The following is a 16,580-nucleotide window of genomic DNA, read 5'->3' as shown; positions in this document are numbered from 1 at the left end:
TCGGCTCGGCACCCGTATTCTGCCCGCCGCAGGGGCCGTGCACAACGCAAACACCCGCGCGATTGTCGCTTTTTGATCGCGCCTCGGGCTTTGGATTTGTTACCAAGGCGGAAAGCAAGGCGGGGGGGAGAGACATGGCGCTGGACGATCACGGCAAGGCTGCGGCGGGGGCGCCGCGAAAGGGCGTTTGGAAATCCGGCAAGGGCAAGGGGCGTCATCACCCCAAGGGGCGGCAGTTGCAGGATACGGCGTGGGAGGAGGTCCGCGCGCTGTTGGGCGACCGTCCGCGCGCCCGCGATCTGCTGATCGAGTTTCTGCATCTGATCCAAGACCGCTTTGGCCATCTGTCGGCCGCGCATCTGCGCGCCTTGGCCGAAGAGATGCGCCTGTCGATGGCCGAAGTCTATGAGGTCGCCAGTTTCTACGCCCATTTCGACGTGGTGAAAGAGGGCGAGACCCCGCCGCCCGCGCTGACCATCCGGGTCTGCGATTCGCTGTCTTGCGAGTTGGCCGGGGCGCAGGCCTTGAAAACCGCGTTGGAAGAGGGGCTGGACCCGACCGAAGTGCGCGTCCTGCGCGCGCCCTGCATGGGGCGCTGCGACACGGCGCCGGTGCTGGAACTGGGGCATAACCATATCGACCACGCGACGCCCGAGAAAGTCCTCGCGGCAATTGGCGCCGGAGATACCCATGCCCAGCTGCCCGACTATGAGGCTTACGAAACCTACGCGGCATCAGGGGGTTACGACGCGCTGTTGAACCTGCGTCAGGGGGGCGATTGGGAAGCGGTGCAGGAGCAATTGTTAGAGGCCGGGCTGCGCGGTCTTGGCGGAGCGGGTTTCCCCTCGGGCAAGAAATGGGGCTTCGTGCGCGGCAATCCCGGCCCGCGCTATCTGGCGGTGAATGGCGATGAGGGCGAGCCGGGCACCTTCAAGGACCGCTGGTATCTCGAACGCAGGCCGCATCTCTTCCTCGAAGGTATGTTGATCGCCGCTTGGGCGGTGGAGGCGGAGAAGGTCTTTCTCTACATGCGCGATGAATACCCGGCGGTGCTGGAGAGCCTGCGCCGTGAGATCGCCGCTCTGGAAAGCGCGGGCCTCATCGCGCCCGGCTATGTCGATCTGCGCCGCGGGGCGGGCGCCTATATCTGCGGCGAGGAAAGCGCCATGATCGAAAGCATCGAAGGCAAGCGCGGCTTGCCGCGCCACCGCCCGCCCTATGTGGCGCAGGTCGGTGTCTTTGGCCGCCCGACCTTGGTGCATAACGTGGAGACTCTGCATTGGATCGCCCGCATTTTCCGCGAGGGGCCGCAGGTGTTGAACGGGGTCGAAAAGAATGGACGCAAGGGGCTGCGGAGCTATTCCGTTTCGGGCCGTGTGGCGCGCCCGGGGATGTATCTGCTGCCCGCAGGCTCGACCATCACCGATATCATCGCCACGGCGGGGGGCATGGCAGAGGGCCATCTGTTCAAAGCCTATCAACCGGGTGGCCCGTCCTCGGGGCTGTTGCCCGCGTCGATGGCGGATCTGCCGCTGGACTTTGACACGTTGCAGCCGCATGGGTCTTTCATCGGCTCGGCGGCGGTGGTTGTCCTGTCGGAACACGACAGCGCACGGGCCGCCGCCCTCAACATGCTGCGGTTTTTCGAGGATGAAAGCTGTGGCCAATGCACGCCCTGTCGGGTCGGCTGTGAAAAGGCGGTGAAGCTGATGCAGGAGGACCGCTGGGACCAAGCTCTGCTGGAAGAGTTGTCGACCGCCATGGTCGATGCTTCGATTTGCGGGCTGGGGCAGGCGGCGCCGAACCCGATCCGGCTGGTGATGCAGCATTTCCCCGATGAAATCTGACCCCGCCCCCTCCCGGCGGGCTTGATCTGCCCGGGCGCCCTTCCATCTGCGCGGGCAAGCCTATAGATCAAGACGAAACTGCATGGGAGACGCCGATGGCCTTCTTCACGAAGCTCAAGGACCGCTTGTTCAAATCCTCGTCCAAACTCGACGAGGGGTTGGAGGCAATCGTCAGCGATGGCGGGGAGGCGGAGGCCGAAGCGGGCCCCGTGGATGCGGTGATGGACCAGCCCGGCGCGGCCTCTGACGTGATGCCCGATAGGCAGGAGGACAGCGGCCCAATGTTGGCGGCAGAGCGGGAGGCGGAAGAGCCGACCCCCGCGCCTGAACCCGCCCCGGAACCCGAGACGCTCCCAGAGCCCGAGCCGCAGCCTGCGCCTGAACCGCAGCCCGAACCGACTGAGCCCCAGCCGGACCCCACACCCGCGCAGGAACCACCCGCCGCTGATCCTGAGCCCGCCCCGGCCACGGAGGAAGTTCCCGCGGCGACCGACCTGCGCCAAGCGATGACACCCGTCGCCCCGGCGCTGGACGAAACCCCAGCCGAGGCCGCCCCCGCCAAACCGGGCCTTTTGGGCCGTCTCATGGGGCGCGGCGCCGCGCAGCCCGTGGTGCGCCGGACGCTGGATGACGAGATGCTCGAACAGCTCGAAGAGTTGCTGATCAGCGCCGACATGGGCGTCGACACGGCGCTGCGGGTCACCGCGAATATGGCCGAGGGGCGCTTTGGCAAAAAACTCTCGGTGGCAGAGATCAAACAGCTGCTCGCCAGCGAAGTCAGCCGCATCATGGAGCCTGTAGCGCGGCCCCTGCCGCTCTATGCCAAGACCCCGCAAGTGGTGCTGGTGGTCGGCGTGAACGGCTCGGGCAAGACGACGACCATCGGCAAATTGGCCTCGCAATTTCGTACGGCGGGTAAGAAGGTCGTGATCGCCGCGGGGGATACCTTCCGCGCCGCCGCGGTGGAGCAATTGCAGGTCTGGGGCGAACGCGCAGGCGTGCCAGTACTCACCGCGCCTGAGGGCAGCGACCCGGCGAGCCTTGCCTTTGATGCCATGGGCCGCGCGCAGGAAGAGGGGGCCGATCTGCTGCTGATCGACACGGCAGGCCGCTTGCAAAACCGGGGCGACCTGATGGAGGAATTGGCCAAGATCGTCCGCGTCATCCGCAAGAAGGATGAGACAGCGCCGCATAACACCCTATTGGTGCTGGATGCGACGACGGGGCAGAATGCGGTCAATCAGGTGAAGGTTTTCCAAGAGATCTCCGATGTCAGCGGTCTGGTGATGACCAAGCTCGACGGCACCGCCAAGGGCGGGGTGCTGGTGGCGCTGGCGGACCGCTTTGGCCTGCCGATTCATGCCGTGGGTGTGGGTGAGCAGATTGACGATCTGTCGCCCTTTGACCCGGATGAATTCGCCGCCGCCTTGGTGGGCACGGATGGCTGAGAGTACACTGGCCGCCGAGAGTGGCGGCCCTGTTCAGTCATGGGTGCCAAGCTTTCGTTCGATCCAGCGCAGAACGGTCAGAACCAGCACCACGACCCCTGCGGTCAGACAGGCCAGCAGGATTTGCCCCGCGCCGCAGGACAGGCCGATGGCCCCGGCCAGCCACATCGACGCGCCGGTGGTGATGTTGCGCACCTCGCCGTTAGAGGTAAAAATGATCCCCGCCGCGAGGAAGGCGACACCTGCGGTCACCGCTTCGATCAGACGCAGCGGATCAAAGCGCATCTGGTCACCTTCGCCGAACTCCAAACTGCCCAGCTCTTGTCCGATGATGATGAAGAGACAGGCGGCGATGGCCACCATGATGTGCGTTCGCAGACCCGCAGGTTTGTCGCGCCGCTCGCGTTCATACCCGACGATACCCGCCAGAAAGGCCGCCATGAGCAGCCGCGCCGCGGCCACGGTAACCGGCACTTTGGAAAAACTGTGGGTGAGATCCGCGATCAGGCTTTCAAACATGGAATTTCCGTTGGTTATAAAGGCTTTGAAGTATAAACCTCTCGCCGCGGTGGTGGTTCCGCGATGACCGATTGGATCCTGTCGATCGAAGGCACCCCCGCGGGCCATACCGCGGCCCTGTGGCTGGCGCTTTCCGCAGCCTTCCTGCACGCGGTTTTCGGCGCGCTGCAAAAGGGGCGGCATGATCCTTGGCTCACGCGCGGGGCGATCGATGTCTCTTATGGCGTGATGGCGGCCCCCTTTGCGCTTTTCGTCGTGCCATGGCCCGAACCGCATATGTGGGTGATCTTCCTCGGCGCTTTCGTGATCCATGTGATCTACAAGCTGTTGCAGGCATGGGCCTATACCAAGGGCGCCTATACGGTGGTCTACCCGGTGGTGCGCGGCACGGGGCCGCTCTTTGCCGTGGTCGGCGCATATTTGATTTTTGGTGAGCGGTTCAACGCGGTGCAATGGCTTGGCGTGGCGGTGCTGCTAAGCGGCATCTTTGGCCTTGCTCTTTATAACCTGCGCAATCTGGTCGCCGCGCGCGACACGCTGCACGCAGCGCTCGGGCTGGCGGTGCTGACGGGCTTGTTCGTGGCGCTTTACACCACATATGACGCTTACGGCATTCGCGCCACGGCGGATCCTTTCACCTTCCTTGCATGGTTTTTCATGATCGACGGGCTGGTGATGCCGGTGATCGCATGGCGGCGCTGGCATAGGATGGAGAACCCGCCCGAAGTTGCCCCGCTGATGCTGCGCGGCTTTATTGGCGGGATCATCGCATTCGCGAGCTTTGGGTCGGTCATGCTGGCCACGCGGCTCGACAAGGTGGGCGAGGCGGCGGTGCTGCGTGAGACCTCGACCGTCTTTGCCGCGCTGATCGGGGTGCTGGTGCTGAAAGAAACCGTCGGCCCGCGCCGCATCGCGCTGATGGCGCTGATCGCAGCCGGGGCGGTGATTGTTGAAATGGGCGGCTGAAGGAACAGGCATGTCAGAACCAAGAGAGATCAACCCAGTGCTGCGGGCAGGCTTGGAATACGGGCCGGTCTTGGCCTTCCTCGTGGCCTATCTGTGGCTCAAGGATAACACCTACACTTTCGGCGGGACGGAGTATGACGGCTTTATCGTCGTCACCGCGATGTTTGTGCCGCTGCTGGTGCTCTCGACCGGCGCGCTTTGGGCGCTGACGGGCAAGCTTAGCCGGATGCAGGTCGCCACCGTGGTGCTGGTGGTGATCTTTGGCGGGTTGTCGGTCTGGCTGAACGATGACCGCTTCTTCAAGATGAAGCCGACGCTGATCTATGTGCTCTTCGGCGGCCTTTTGGCCGTCGGCCTGCTGCGCGGGCAGTCCTACCTGAAATACGTCATGGAAGAGATGATGCCCCTGCGCGATGAGGGCTGGATGCTGCTGACCAAACGGCTGATGTATTTCTTCTTTGGGCTGGCACTGGCGAATGAGGTGATTTGGCGGTTCTTTTCGACCGACACATGGGTCTACTTCAAAACCTTCGGCCTGACGGCGGCGATTTTCGTTTTCTTCATGGCGCAGGGCAAGCTGTTCGAAGCCTACGGCGAAAAGAAAGACCAAGGCTGATCCGCGCAAATTTAACGAAGGCCCCGCGCGAAACTGTTGACCTGTAGCGTCGCGCGGCGTAATCCACCCCGCGTGGCGATTTGTTACCGGATTGTGGGCCACGTTAAACATGCCGCTAAAAGGTCAGGATGAAAGACCCCTTTCGCTTGGCCGCGTCTGGGGTTTTTTTATGCCCGCGAGTCCGGGCCGGAAGGATGAGATTGATGAACAACGACCGTCACGCGCGCACCCAAGCGATCCACGCAGGCACCCGCCGCAGCCAATATGGCGAGGTCAGCGAGGCGATCTACCTGACCCAAGGTTTCGTTTACGACAGCGCCGAACAGGCCGAAGCCCGGTTTGAAGAGATCGGCCCGGATGAGTTCATCTATGCCCGCTACGGCAACCCGACGGTGGCGATGTTCGAAGACCGTATCGCCACGCTGGAAGGCGCCGAGGATGCTTTTGCCACGGCCAGCGGCATGGCAGCTGTCTCGGGTGCGCTGATCTCGATGCTGAAGGCGGGCGATCATGTCGTCTCGGCCCGGGCGCTATTCGGGTCTTGTATCTATGTGCTGGAAGAGATCCTTGGCCGCTACGGGGTAGAGGTCACTTTCGTCGACGGCAGCGACCTTTCCGCTTGGGAGGCCGCGATTCGCGAGGACACCCGCGCGGTCTTCTTCGAATCCGTCGCCAACCCCACGCTTGAAGTGATCGACATCGAGGCCGTTGCCAAACTCGCCCATGCCAAGGGCGCGCTGGTGGTGGTCGACAATGTCTTTGCCACGCCGGTCTTTTCGCGCGCGATCTCGCAGGGCGCGGATGTGGTCGTCTATTCCGCGACTAAACATATCGACGGGCAGGGCCGTGCGCTTGGCGGTGTGGTGCTGGGCAGCCGCGAGTTCATCCGCGGCACGCTTGAGCCTTACATGAAACATACCGGCGGCTCGATGAGCCCCTTCACGGCTTGGATCATGCTTAAGGGGTTGGAGACCATTGACCTGCGGGTGCGGGCGCAGGCGGCCAGCGCACAGGAATTGGCCGAGGCGCTGGAAGGTCACGCGGCATTGGCGCGGGTGCTTTACCCGGGCCTTGCGGGCCATGCGCAGAACGCACTGGCGATGCGCCAGATGGGGGCAGGGGGCACGGTGCTGTCCATTGACCTCAAGGGCGGCAAGGCGGCGGCTTTCGCTTTCCTGAATGCGTTGCAGGTGGGGGTAATCTCAAACAACCTTGGCGACGCCAAGACCATCGTCACCCATCCGGCCACCACCACCCACCAGCGTCTGCCGCAGGACACCAAAGACCTTTTGGGCATCACGCCGGGGCTGGTGCGGATCAGCGTAGGGCTGGAATATAGCGGCGATCTCAAGGCCGATTTGCTGCAAGCCTTGGATGCGGCGGCGCAAGCCTGACCTGATGTGTCGCGGGCGCGGTGGCATTTTGGCCCCGCGCATCATACATTGAGAGCGACAGACCGGAGGGCCGCGCAATGAACATCGTGACTGAGATGTCCGAGACACCGGACCGGGAGGCGGCGCAATCCGCGCTCGCCACGCTGCGCGCTTGGGCCGAAACGGCCACCCCGGCTGAGATTGCGGCGCTGGACCCGGCCATGGCCCGGATGCTCGCGCCCGCCGAATATCCCGCCCTTAGCCGCGCCTATCCCGAAGATTTCACGGCGGGCGACAACTACCGCGCCAGCCTGCCGGATCTGCAAAACGGCCCCTCCAGCCTGATCCGCGGCGCGCAGCAGTTGATCCAGCATGTCGGTATCTCGAACTTTCGCCTGCCGATCCGCTATCGCAGCCGAGAGGGCGGGGATCTGCGGCTTGAGACTTCCGTGACCGGCTCGGTCTCGCTCGATGCGGAGAAGAAGGGCATCAACATGTCCCGCATCATGCGCAGTTTCTACCGCCATGCCGAGGCGACCTTCAGCTTCGAGGTGATCGAAGCGGCGCTGGACGATTACAAGGCCGATCTTGAGAGCTTGGACGCGCGAATTCAGATGCGCTTTTCCTTCCCGATGAAGATCGGTAGCCTGCGCTCGGGCCTCACGGGCTATCAGTATTACGACATCGCGCTGGAGTTGGTCGAACAGAACGGCGAGCGCAAGAAGATCGTGCATCTCGACTATGTCTATTCCAGCACCTGCCCCTGTTCGCTGGAACTGAGCGAACACGCGCGCCAGACCCGCGGGCAATTGGCGACGCCGCATTCGCAACGCTCCGTCGCGCGGATATCGGTCGAGACGCGGGACGAGGGCGATTGCCTGTGGTTCGAAGACCTGATCGAGATTTGCCGCCGCGCCGTGCCGACCGAGACGCAGGTCATGGTCAAACGCGAAGACGAACAGGCGTTTGCAGAGCTTAACGCCGCCAATCCGATCTTTGTCGAGGATGCCGCGCGGCTGTTTTGCGAACAGCTTTTGGCCGATGACCGGGTGGGCGATTTCCGCATCGTCGCCAGCCATCAAGAAAGCCTGCACAGCCACGATGCGATCAGCGTGCTGACCCAAGGTGAGACCTTTGCCGCGCAGAGCATCGACCCCAAGCTTTTCAACACCCTCTTCCACGTCGGCTGACCCCGCACGGCGCGGCAATCGCGCGACGGTTGTTCGCAGCCCGCGCCGCGCCTCTTTGCGGGGTATTCCGCCTGTCTTAGCGCACAATCTGCGAATGTCGCCCTGTCAGCCCTGCAACTCCCGACCAGCGGCTATGCGAAAACGTCGGTTCTGCTGCGGCGCAGCATTGCCTATCTAACGGTCATCGAAATACTGGAAATTGCAAAGGCAATCAGATGACCTACCAGAGCACTGCTCACCCCGCCCACTCCGTCTCTCCCCTCGAAGGGCTGCGGCGCGCCGGCGCCGGTCTGCGCCGCTTTTTCGCGGGGATCGGCCATGGCATCATGATGGGCTCCACCGCCCAACGCCGTTTTGAGCAGGTCCAAGGCCTGCAAGTGAAAAGCGACGAAGAACTGGCCGCCATGGGCATCAAGCGTGACGACATCGTTCACCACGTTTTCAAAGACCTCTACTACATCTAAGACGACACGGACCGGGGCCAAATCGCGCCCCGGTCCCGTCTCGGCTTGACAGCGACGAGCGGCCAAGCCAACGCTGCGCGCATGTTGGATATACGACCTGTCGGATATGTCGTGGGCCTTTTGGTGGCCGTGCTCGGCCTTGCCATGATCATCCCGATCTTGGTCGATCTGGCCGAAGGCCGGGGCCAGTGGTGGGTCTTTGTCGAAAGCGCGCTGATCACGACGCTGGGTGGCGGTATGATCGCCCTCGCTAGCGCCAATGGAGTCCGCGAAGGGCTCACCATTCAACAGACATTCATGCTGACCACCGGCGTCTGGCTGATGCTGCCGCTGTTCGGGGCTTTGCCTTTCGTGCTGGGCGCGACCGAGGCCAGCGTGACCGACGCGATGTTCGAGGCGATGTCGGGGCTGACGACCACCGGGGCCACGGTGCTGACCGGGTTGGAAGACCTGCCCAAAGGTCTGCTGATCTGGCGTGGGATCCTGCAATGGCTGGGCGGCATCGGTATCGTCGTTGTCGCCATGGTCTTTCTGCCCGAGCTGCGGGTCGGTGGTATGCAGATCTTCAAATCCGAATCCTTCGACACTTTCGGGAAAATCCTGCCCCGCGCGGGGCAGATCGCAACGCAGATTTCGGTGATCTACCTCTGGCTCACGCTGGCCTGCATGCTGAGCTATCTGGCCCTTGGGATGTCTACCTTTGACGCGACGGTGCATGCGCTGACCACGGTCTCAACAGGTGGGTTTTCTAACTACGACGCCTCCTTCAGCACCTTTTCCGGCCCCGCCGAATATGTCGCCGTGATTTTCATGATCCTCTCCGCGCTGCCCTTCGTACGCTATGTGCAGCTGATCAACGGCAACCCCGTGGCCCTGCACCGCGACCCGCAGGTGCGCGGCTTTTTCATGACGATGACCTTTCTGGTGGTGATCGTCTTTTTCGTTCTGCGCAGCGGCACGACCTATGAATCCGAGCGGGTCTTGCGCGAAGCGCTGTTCAACATCACCTCGATCATTTCGGGCACCGGCTATGCCTCGGCGGACTATATGCAATGGGGCAGCTTTGCCGTGGCGCTGTTCTTTTTTATCGGCCTGATCGGCGGCTGCGCGGGCTCGACTACCTGTTCGATCAAAATCTTCCGCTATCAACTGCTCTTTGCGTCGATCCGCGCGCAGCTGCGGCGGATCCGTTCGCCCCACGGTGTCTTTACCCCGCGCTACGATGGCCGCCCGGTGGGGGCGGACGTGCTAAGCTCGGTGATGTCCTTTTTTATGTTCTTCGTCGTATCGCTCGGCCTGATCTCGGTCGCGCTGAGCCTGACGGGGTTGGATTTCGTCACCTCGGTTTCGGGGGCGGCGGCGGCGCTGGCGAACATCGGCCCGGGCTTGGGAGAGATCATCGGCCCGGCGGGGAACTTCAGCAGCCTCAACGACACGGCGAAGTGGATTTTGATCATCGCCATGTGGATCGGGCGGCTGGAGCTGATGGCGGTCTACGTCATGTTCACCGCCAAGTTCTGGCGCGCTTGAAACGTAAAAGGGCGGCGCTGATGGCACCGCCCTTTGTCTTTGTCGCTAGGGGCTGAGCCCCCCGCGTTATTCCCAGCAGCTGACCAAGACGGTCATGCCCTGCGCGCGCAGCGTCAGGTCGCGCGGCGCGATCGGGCCTGTGGCCCCCTGCGCCTGTTTGCTGCCCAACCCGGCATCCTGCGCTGCCTTTAGGATCACATCGCCATCAAGGGCAAAGCTAACGTCTTCGGGCAGTTTGCGGTCCGCTTCCGTCTGGGGCAGCAACATGCCCACGACATGGCCATTCTCGTCGAATACCGGACCCCCGGCATCGCCGGGCTGGGCCTTGACCGACAGGCGCTTGAGGGTCTCATCCCCGTTCAGCCCCTTGAGGTCCGACAGCGCGCCAAATGTCAGTGTCGCGGCGCTCAGCACGCCCTCGTAGGAGTAGCCCGCGACGGAGATTTCCGATTGCAGGCGCGGGGCCGCGTTGCTGAACTCGGCCACCGCCAGCGGGGCGAGGCGGCTTTCGGGCTTGAGCAGGGCAAGGCCGCGCGCCTCATCGGTGGCGACCACCGTGGCATCGGTATCGGCGTCCAGCGTCACCCGCCCGCAAGAGGCCACGACTTCGCTGGTGGTGACCACTGCGCCATTGCCATCGATGAAAAAGCCGCTGCGGGCGATCTTGGGCTGGCGGATTTGCAGACCGGCGACCAGATCAATCGCCTGCGCGTCGCTGTTGCCTGCGCCGGCGTCGAGCACGCCGGGCAGGCGCGTGAGGCTTTTCGACATCTCGGCCACCACGCGGCGGCGGCGGTCTTCGTCCCCGGCGGGCCAGATCAGCGTGAAGCCCTTGATCTGACCGTTCTCCAGCGAGACCTGCGTCTGGCTGATGATGCTGCCGTTCTCGCCGATCAACTCAAAGGAATTGCGCTTGCGCTCGCGCGGGCCATCCAAGGGGACGATCTCAAGCGTTTGCATGATGTCATAAAGGCCATAGAGCGTATCTTGATTGCCCGGCTGGCTGATCAACAAGACCCGCGCGCCGATGTTGCCACTGCTGTCGTAATGGGCAAAGGGCGGCTCGTAGCGGGCGAAGTCGACCTCGGCGGTGGGCATCATGATCTCGATCCCGGCCTTTTCGTCGCGCACCAGTTGCAGCCCCAGCCCGTCGAGCACGGCGTTATACTGCGCCATCAGCGCGGCGCGCTGGCGCGTGGTCAGCACACCGGTCGGCTCATAGCTGTTGGCCCCTTGCCACGCGCGCATGGAGGCACGGGTGCCCCGGCCAAAGGCACCGTCAATCGCGGCATCGTAAAAGCCCGCCCATTGCAGGGCGATTTGCAGGTCCTTGCGCTCCTGCGCCGAAAGGGCGCGTTCCGAGCGGCGCGCCTCTGCTGGGGTTTCATCCGGTTCGGGCGGGGTGGGGGCCGGTGCGGTCTCGGCCTCTGCGGCTTGGGTTTCACCCTCCGTCCCTGCCGGATCAAGCGGGGTTGTCGTGACATCGGGGGTGCTGCTGCCCGCGGCGGCTTCCTCTGGCGCAATGCCATCCACGCCCACGGGGGCGTCGATCACGCCGGTTTCCAGAACGTTGTCACCAACGGGCCAGAACTGCTGCTGGAAACGGTTGGATTGCTGGATGAAGCTGTCGCGCGGCACCAGACCGTCGCGCACATAGCTGCGCAGCACCAGTTCCGCATCCTCGCGCCGGTAGGGGCCCACGGCGATGCCGTACCAGCCACCGCCCAAGGCAAAGCCATTCACGTCATCCAACAGGGTCTCATAGGCGCGCGCCCGGTCCGTGGCTTCGGCCAAGGACGGCTGCGCCTCGATCTGAACCCAAACGACATCCTCTGCCGATTGCGCCCGCGCAAGGCCCGCCCAGGTCAGGCTCAGGGCCAAGAAGATCGCCACGGGGGCAGGTAGAATTCGCTTCATCGTCACTCAACTCTCGCAAAACCAAATCCGAGCCAGATTACGCCGGAAAGCGGCGCAAATGCCATGCCAAAGGGGGCGAAATTCTGATAAAGCTGTGATTGACCCCCATGGTTTGCAGACGTAGGAAAGGCGCGCATCATTAAGGGGCAATCACCATGTCTGACGCAGCGCAGAAACCACGCTCTTTCCAAGAGATCATCCTTGCTTTGCAGAGCTATTGGGCGCGGCAGGGCTGCGCGGTGCTGCAACCCTACGACATGGAAGTGGGCGCGGGCACCTTTCACCCGGCCACCACGCTGCGCAGCCTTGGCACGCAGCCTTGGGCCGCAGCCTATGTCCAGCCCTCGCGCCGCCCCACGGATGGGCGCTATGGTGAGAACCCGAACCGTTTGCAGCATTACTACCAGTATCAGGTGCTGATCAAACCCAGCCCCCCCAATTTGCAAGACCTGTACCTCGGCTCGCTCGAAGCCATCGGCATCGACATGGCGCTGCATGACATCCGCTTTGTCGAGGACGACTGGGAAAGCCCGACGCTCGGCGCTTGGGGGCTGGGTTGGGAGGTCTGGTGCGACGGCATGGAAGTCTCGCAGTTCACCTATTTCCAGCAGGTCGGCGGCCATGACTGCCACCCGGTTTCGGGCGAGCTGACCTATGGGCTGGAACGTCTGGCGATGTATGTGCTGGGTGTCGATCACGTCATGGACATGCCCTTCAACAGCCCCGACGCGCCGATCCCGCTGACCTACGGCGATGTTTTCAAACAGACCGAAGAGGAGTTCGCGCGCTGGAACTTCGATACGGCCAACACCGAGGTGCTGCTCGATCAGTTCAATGAGGCTGAGGCGCATTGCAAATTCATCCTCGAACAGCCCGCCGAAGACCCCAAGACCGGCAAGCGCATCGTCATGGCGCATCCGGCCTATGACCAATGCATCAAGGCGAGCCATATCTTCAACCTGCTGGATGCGCGCGGCGTGATCTCGGTCACCGAGCGGCAGGCCTATATCGGGCGGGTGCGGGCGCTGGCCAAGCAATGCGCGGATGCCTTCGTGCAAACACGTGCGGGCGGCTGGACGCCCGAGGCGGACAGCGCGGCATGAGCGGCAAGATTGTTGGCATCGTGATCCTCGTCTCCGCAGTGATCGCCGGTGCGGCGCTCTATTACCTTCAGATCTACGGCTTTTACCACGATGTGCCCGAGGCCAAGGTTGAACTCGTCTCTCTGACGACGGAGGAGCCGGAGGAGATCGCGGCGGAGAACCTACAGGCCATCGACGCCGACAGTTCCCCGATCCGGTTTCGCGCCTGTTTCGAGCATGACATCAGTCTCGCCATGGCGACCGAGACCTATGAGATGACCGACCATACCGATCCGCGCAACGCGCCGGGCTGGTTCGATTGTTTCGACGCCCCCGCCATCGCGGCTGAGATCGAGGCGGGCAGCGCGCTGACCTTCCTCGGCGGCAAAAACGTGCACTACGGCGTCGACCGGATCGTGGCACTGACCGACGACGGGCGCGGCTATATCTGGCATGAGCTGAACGACTGTGGTGAGAAGTCCTATGACGGCACCGTGGTGGGCGAGGCCTGCCCGGAACGCCCCGCCGACTGATCTTATCCCCGCGCGCGGACCCTTTCGGCGGAACCTTTTGACGCTGCCGAACGCTTGTCCCCACATAGAACGGGGGCGAAAATGTCAGAGAAAACACATGAGGGGCTGAAATGGGTGATGCGCGCAGGCTATGGCGCGCGCGGGGTGATCTATACGATCATCGGGGGGCTGGCGCTTTTGGCCGCCCTGAAACGCACCCAAGCCTCGGGTACGAAAGACGCCCTCGCGGCACTGCGGGATGAGCCCTATGGCATCCCCGCGCTATTTGCCATCGGCATCGGGCTGCTGGCCTATCTGGTCTGGCGTGTGGCCGCGGGTGTGAAGGATGTCGAAGACCACGGCACCGACGCCAAGGGGCTGATCGCGCGGCTGGGGCAGATCACGACCGGGCTGATCCACGGCGGTATCGGCGTCTCGGTTCTCGCTCTGGCGCTGAGCGGCAAGAACTCCGGCGGCAGTTCCGCGCAGGACTGGACGCAAAAGCTGATGGCCATGCCCGCCGGGCGCTATATCGTGGCCGCGGGGGCGTTGATCCTGCTGGGCGCAGGGATTTACTACGCCTACAAAGGGCTGAGCGGGAAGTATAAGGGCCATCTGGCCCGCACCCATTTCACCGAAAGCATCGACCCCATCGTGAAAATCGGCCTTGTCATCTATGGCGGCATTCTCGCGCTCGTCGCCTTTTCGCTGGGCTATGCGGCGCTCACGGCCAACCCCGAACAGGCGGGCGGTCTGGGCGAGGCGTTGCAAGACCTGCGCGGCATGGCCTTTGGGCGCTTCCTTCTGGGCGGGGCCGGGCTGGGGCTGATCGGTTTCGCGGTCTATAACTTCGTCGAGGCGGGCTACCGCGTGGTGCCGAAATTCTCCGACCCGGATATCCGCACCTTGTTGGATTAAACGCGGGGCGGGGGGCTAGACCCTCCGCCTAGCACTCGTTATCCAAGCGCCCGATGAGACGCCGCCGTCGCGGCAAGAATTGGGGGCCCCCCGTGCCAGATCTGCTGATTGAACTTTTTTCCGAAGAAATTCCCGCGCGGATGCAGAAACGCGCGGGCGAAGACCTGCAAAAGCTAGTGACCAATGGTTTGGTCGAGGCCGGTCTGACCTATGGCTCCGCCGCCGTCTTCACCACCCCGCGCCGCCTGACGCTGGCGCTTGGCGACATGCTCGCCGCCAGCCCCCGACAGGTGGAAGAGCGCAAGGGCCCCAAGGCGGACGCGCCCGAGAAAGCCATCGAAGGCTTTTTGCGCGGCGCGGGTCTGACGCGCGACCAGCTTGAGGAACGCGAGACACCCAAGGGCAAAGTGCTTTTTGCCAAGATCGAGAAACCGGGCCGCCCCGCCGCCGAGATCGTGGCCGAGGTGCTGGAACAGACCATCCGCAACTTCCCCTGGCCCAAGTCCATGCGGTGGGGCAGTGGTAGCCTGAAATGGGTCCGCCCGCTGCATTCCATCCTCTGCGTGATCAGCGACGAGGCCGGGGCCGAGGTGGTGCCGCTGACCATCGACGGGATCACCGCCGGGAACACCACGCGCGGGCACCGTTTCCTCGCCCCCGCCGAGATCGAAGTCGCGGGCTTCGAGGATTATCAGGACAAGCTCAGCCGCGCCTTCGTCGTGCTCAACCCCGCCGCGCGCGCCAATACGATCTGGCATGACGCCACCAACATGGCCTTCGCCGCCGGGCTCGAAGTCGTTGAGGACGCAGGGCTTCTGGCCGAGGTCGCGGGACTGGTCGAATACCCCGTCGTGCTGATGGGCCGGATCGGCGAGGATTTCCTTGGCCTGCCGCCAGAGGTGCTGCAAACCTCGATGAAAGAGCATCAGAAGTTCTTCTCGGTCCGCAACCCGAAGTCGGGGCAGATCGAGCGGTTCATCACCGTCGCCAACCGCACCACCGCCGACGAGGGCGCCACGATCCTTGCCGGGAACGAGAAGGTGTTGGGCGCGCGGCTCTCGGATGCGAAATTCTTCTGGGACAACGACCTGCGCACCGTCACCGCCGGGGGCGGGATGGAGACTTGGGTCAAAGCGCTGGAAAACGTGACCTTCCACAACAAACTCGGCACGCAGGCCGAGTTGATCGACCGCATGGCGACGCTCTCGCGCGAATTGGCGCCGCTGGTAGGTGCTGACGCTGACGAGGCCGAGAAGGCCGCCCGCGTCGCCAAGGCCGACCTCAGCTCCGAGATGGTCTACGAATTCCCCGAGTTGCAGGGCCTAATGGGCAGCTACTACGCGCGCAAGGCGGGGATGTCGGATGCCGTGGCCGATGCGGCCAAGGACCACTACGCGCCGTTGGGGCCGTCCGACGACGTGCCGACCGCGCCGATCTCCATCGCCGTGGCGCTGGCCGAGAAGATCGACAAGCTTACCGGCTTTTGGGCCATCGACGAGAAGCCGACCGGTAGCAAGGACCCCTTCGCGCTGCGCCGGGCGGCCTTGGGCGTGATCCGGATTTTGGTGGAGAATGATGTGTCGCTGTCACTGAACGACGTACTGGGCCAAAGCGCCGAGATCGTCGGCGACCGTGACGCGGGCCGGGCTGACACTGCCGACATTCTGGGCTTCATCCACGACCGCCTCAAAGTCTACCTCCGCGACCAAGGCATCCGTCACGACGTCATCGACGCCTGCATCGCCATGGACGGCAGCGACGACCTGACCCTCTTGGTAAAACGCGCCCGCGCCTTGTCGGACACGCTCAAAACCGACGATGGCGAAAACCTGATCCAAGGCTTCAAACGAGCCAACAACATCCTCAGCCAAGCCGAAGAGGCCGATGGCGTGGAATACTCCTTTGGCGCCGATCCGAAGTTTGCCGAGACGGAGGCCGAAAAAGACCTCTTCGCCGCACTCGACAAGGCAGAGGCCAAGATCACCCCGGCAATGGCGGCGCAGGATTTCTCGACCGCGATGGCGGCCATGGCGGAATTGCGCGGGCCGATCGATGCCTTCTTTGAGGCGGTACAGGTCAACGCCGAGAACCCCACGGTGCGGCGCAACCGGCTTAATCTGCTGAGCCGCATCCGCACGATCTGTAGCGCCGTGGCGGACTTGACCAAACTGGACGGCTGACCCCAGAGGGGGCGAGAT

At 63.5% G+C, this 16,580-nt stretch carries 14 protein-coding genes and 1 riboswitch; of the genes, 12 read left to right on the top strand and 2 right to left on the bottom strand.

The features are described 5' to 3' along the window. Positions 1-134: 134 nt before the first annotated feature. Positions 135-1,847, top strand: a complete 1,713-nt coding sequence (locus ACGYK2_RS05720; RefSeq protein WP_276154888.1) for an NAD(P)H-dependent oxidoreductase subunit E — start codon at positions 135-137, stop codon at positions 1,845-1,847. Between the two features lie 95 nt (positions 1,848-1,942). Further along, a complete protein-coding gene (gene ftsY, locus ACGYK2_RS05715) occupies positions 1,943-3,295 on the top strand; it encodes a signal recognition particle-docking protein FtsY (RefSeq protein ID WP_271687783.1) in 1,353 nt (450 codons plus the stop codon). Positions 3,296-3,328: 33 nt separating this feature from the next. On the opposite strand, the gene ACGYK2_RS05710 is transcribed toward ftsY, so the two are convergent. Continuing rightward, positions 3,329-3,814 carry an MgtC/SapB family protein gene (locus tag ACGYK2_RS05710; RefSeq protein ID WP_168611952.1) on the bottom strand — a complete coding sequence of 162 codons (486 nt, stop codon included), beginning with the start codon at positions 3,812-3,814 and terminating at the stop codon, positions 3,329-3,331. A 63-nt stretch (positions 3,815-3,877) separates the two neighbouring features. Between ACGYK2_RS05710 and ACGYK2_RS05705 the strand changes: the two genes are divergently transcribed. The 6 genes from ACGYK2_RS05705 to ACGYK2_RS05680 all read left to right on the top strand — a co-directional run bounded on the left by ACGYK2_RS05705 (position 3,878) and on the right by ACGYK2_RS05680 (position 9,953). Continuing rightward, positions 3,878-4,780: a DMT family transporter gene (locus ACGYK2_RS05705; RefSeq protein ID WP_271687782.1), complete on the top strand. Its 903-nt coding sequence runs from the start codon at positions 3,878-3,880 to the stop codon at positions 4,778-4,780. Positions 4,781-4,790: 10 nt separating this feature from the next. Beyond that, positions 4,791-5,396, top strand: a complete 606-nt coding sequence (locus tag ACGYK2_RS05700) for an inner membrane-spanning protein YciB (RefSeq protein ID WP_271687781.1) — start codon at positions 4,791-4,793, stop codon at positions 5,394-5,396. A 62-nt stretch (positions 5,397-5,458) separates the two neighbouring features. Then, positions 5,459-5,535, top strand: a riboswitch (SAM riboswitch). Between the two features lie 64 nt (positions 5,536-5,599). Next, positions 5,600-6,790 (top strand): O-succinylhomoserine sulfhydrylase, encoded by a 1,191-nt coding sequence (gene metZ, locus ACGYK2_RS05695; protein WP_271687780.1) that lies wholly within the window; start codon positions 5,600-5,602, stop codon positions 6,788-6,790. A 77-nt stretch (positions 6,791-6,867) separates the two neighbouring features. Next, the gene (gene folE2, locus ACGYK2_RS05690; protein WP_168611956.1) at positions 6,868-7,959 is read left to right on the top strand and encodes a GTP cyclohydrolase FolE2; all 1,092 of its coding nucleotides are present in this window, start codon (positions 6,868-6,870) and stop codon (positions 7,957-7,959) included. 215 nt (positions 7,960-8,174) lie between these two features. Beyond that, on the top strand, positions 8,175-8,423 hold the full coding sequence (locus tag ACGYK2_RS05685) for a hypothetical protein (protein ID WP_271687778.1): 249 nt from the start codon (positions 8,175-8,177) through the stop codon (positions 8,421-8,423). An 81-nt stretch (positions 8,424-8,504) separates the two neighbouring features. Then, entirely contained in the window at positions 8,505-9,953 is a 1,449-nt protein-coding gene (locus ACGYK2_RS05680) for a TrkH family potassium uptake protein (protein WP_271687777.1), read from the top strand. 66 nt (positions 9,954-10,019) lie between these two features. Here ACGYK2_RS05680 and ACGYK2_RS05675 read toward each other — a convergent pair whose 3' ends face one another. After that, positions 10,020-11,870 carry a serine protease gene (locus ACGYK2_RS05675; RefSeq protein ID WP_271687776.1) on the bottom strand — a complete coding sequence of 617 codons (1,851 nt, stop codon included), beginning with the start codon at positions 11,868-11,870 and terminating at the stop codon, positions 10,020-10,022. Positions 11,871-12,025: 155 nt separating this feature from the next. Between ACGYK2_RS05675 and ACGYK2_RS05670 the strand changes: the two genes are divergently transcribed. The 4 genes from ACGYK2_RS05670 (at position 12,026) to glyS (ending at position 16,562) form a co-directional block, all read left to right on the top strand. Then, positions 12,026-12,973 carry a glycine--tRNA ligase subunit alpha gene (locus tag ACGYK2_RS05670; protein WP_271687775.1) on the top strand — a complete coding sequence of 316 codons (948 nt, stop codon included), beginning with the start codon at positions 12,026-12,028 and terminating at the stop codon, positions 12,971-12,973. Further along, positions 12,970-13,485 (top strand): DUF6446 family protein, encoded by a 516-nt coding sequence (locus tag ACGYK2_RS05665; protein WP_271687774.1) that lies wholly within the window; start codon positions 12,970-12,972, stop codon positions 13,483-13,485. The genes ACGYK2_RS05670 and ACGYK2_RS05665 overlap by 4 nt, the downstream gene beginning before the upstream one ends. Before the next feature lie 81 nt (positions 13,486-13,566). After that, positions 13,567-14,382 (top strand): DUF1206 domain-containing protein, encoded by an 816-nt coding sequence (locus ACGYK2_RS05660; protein ID WP_271687773.1) that lies wholly within the window; start codon positions 13,567-13,569, stop codon positions 14,380-14,382. Positions 14,383-14,474: 92 nt separating this feature from the next. Further along, a complete protein-coding gene (gene glyS, locus ACGYK2_RS05655; RefSeq protein WP_271687772.1) occupies positions 14,475-16,562 on the top strand; it encodes a glycine--tRNA ligase subunit beta in 2,088 nt (695 codons plus the stop codon). Positions 16,563-16,580: the final 18 nt, after the last annotated feature.

This window comes from Sulfitobacter sp. 1A10359 (assembly GCF_043558145.1).
Taxonomy (GTDB): Bacteria; Pseudomonadota; Alphaproteobacteria; order Rhodobacterales; family Rhodobacteraceae; genus Sulfitobacter; species Sulfitobacter faviae.
This window is presented reverse-complemented; position numbering and strand designations above follow the sequence as displayed.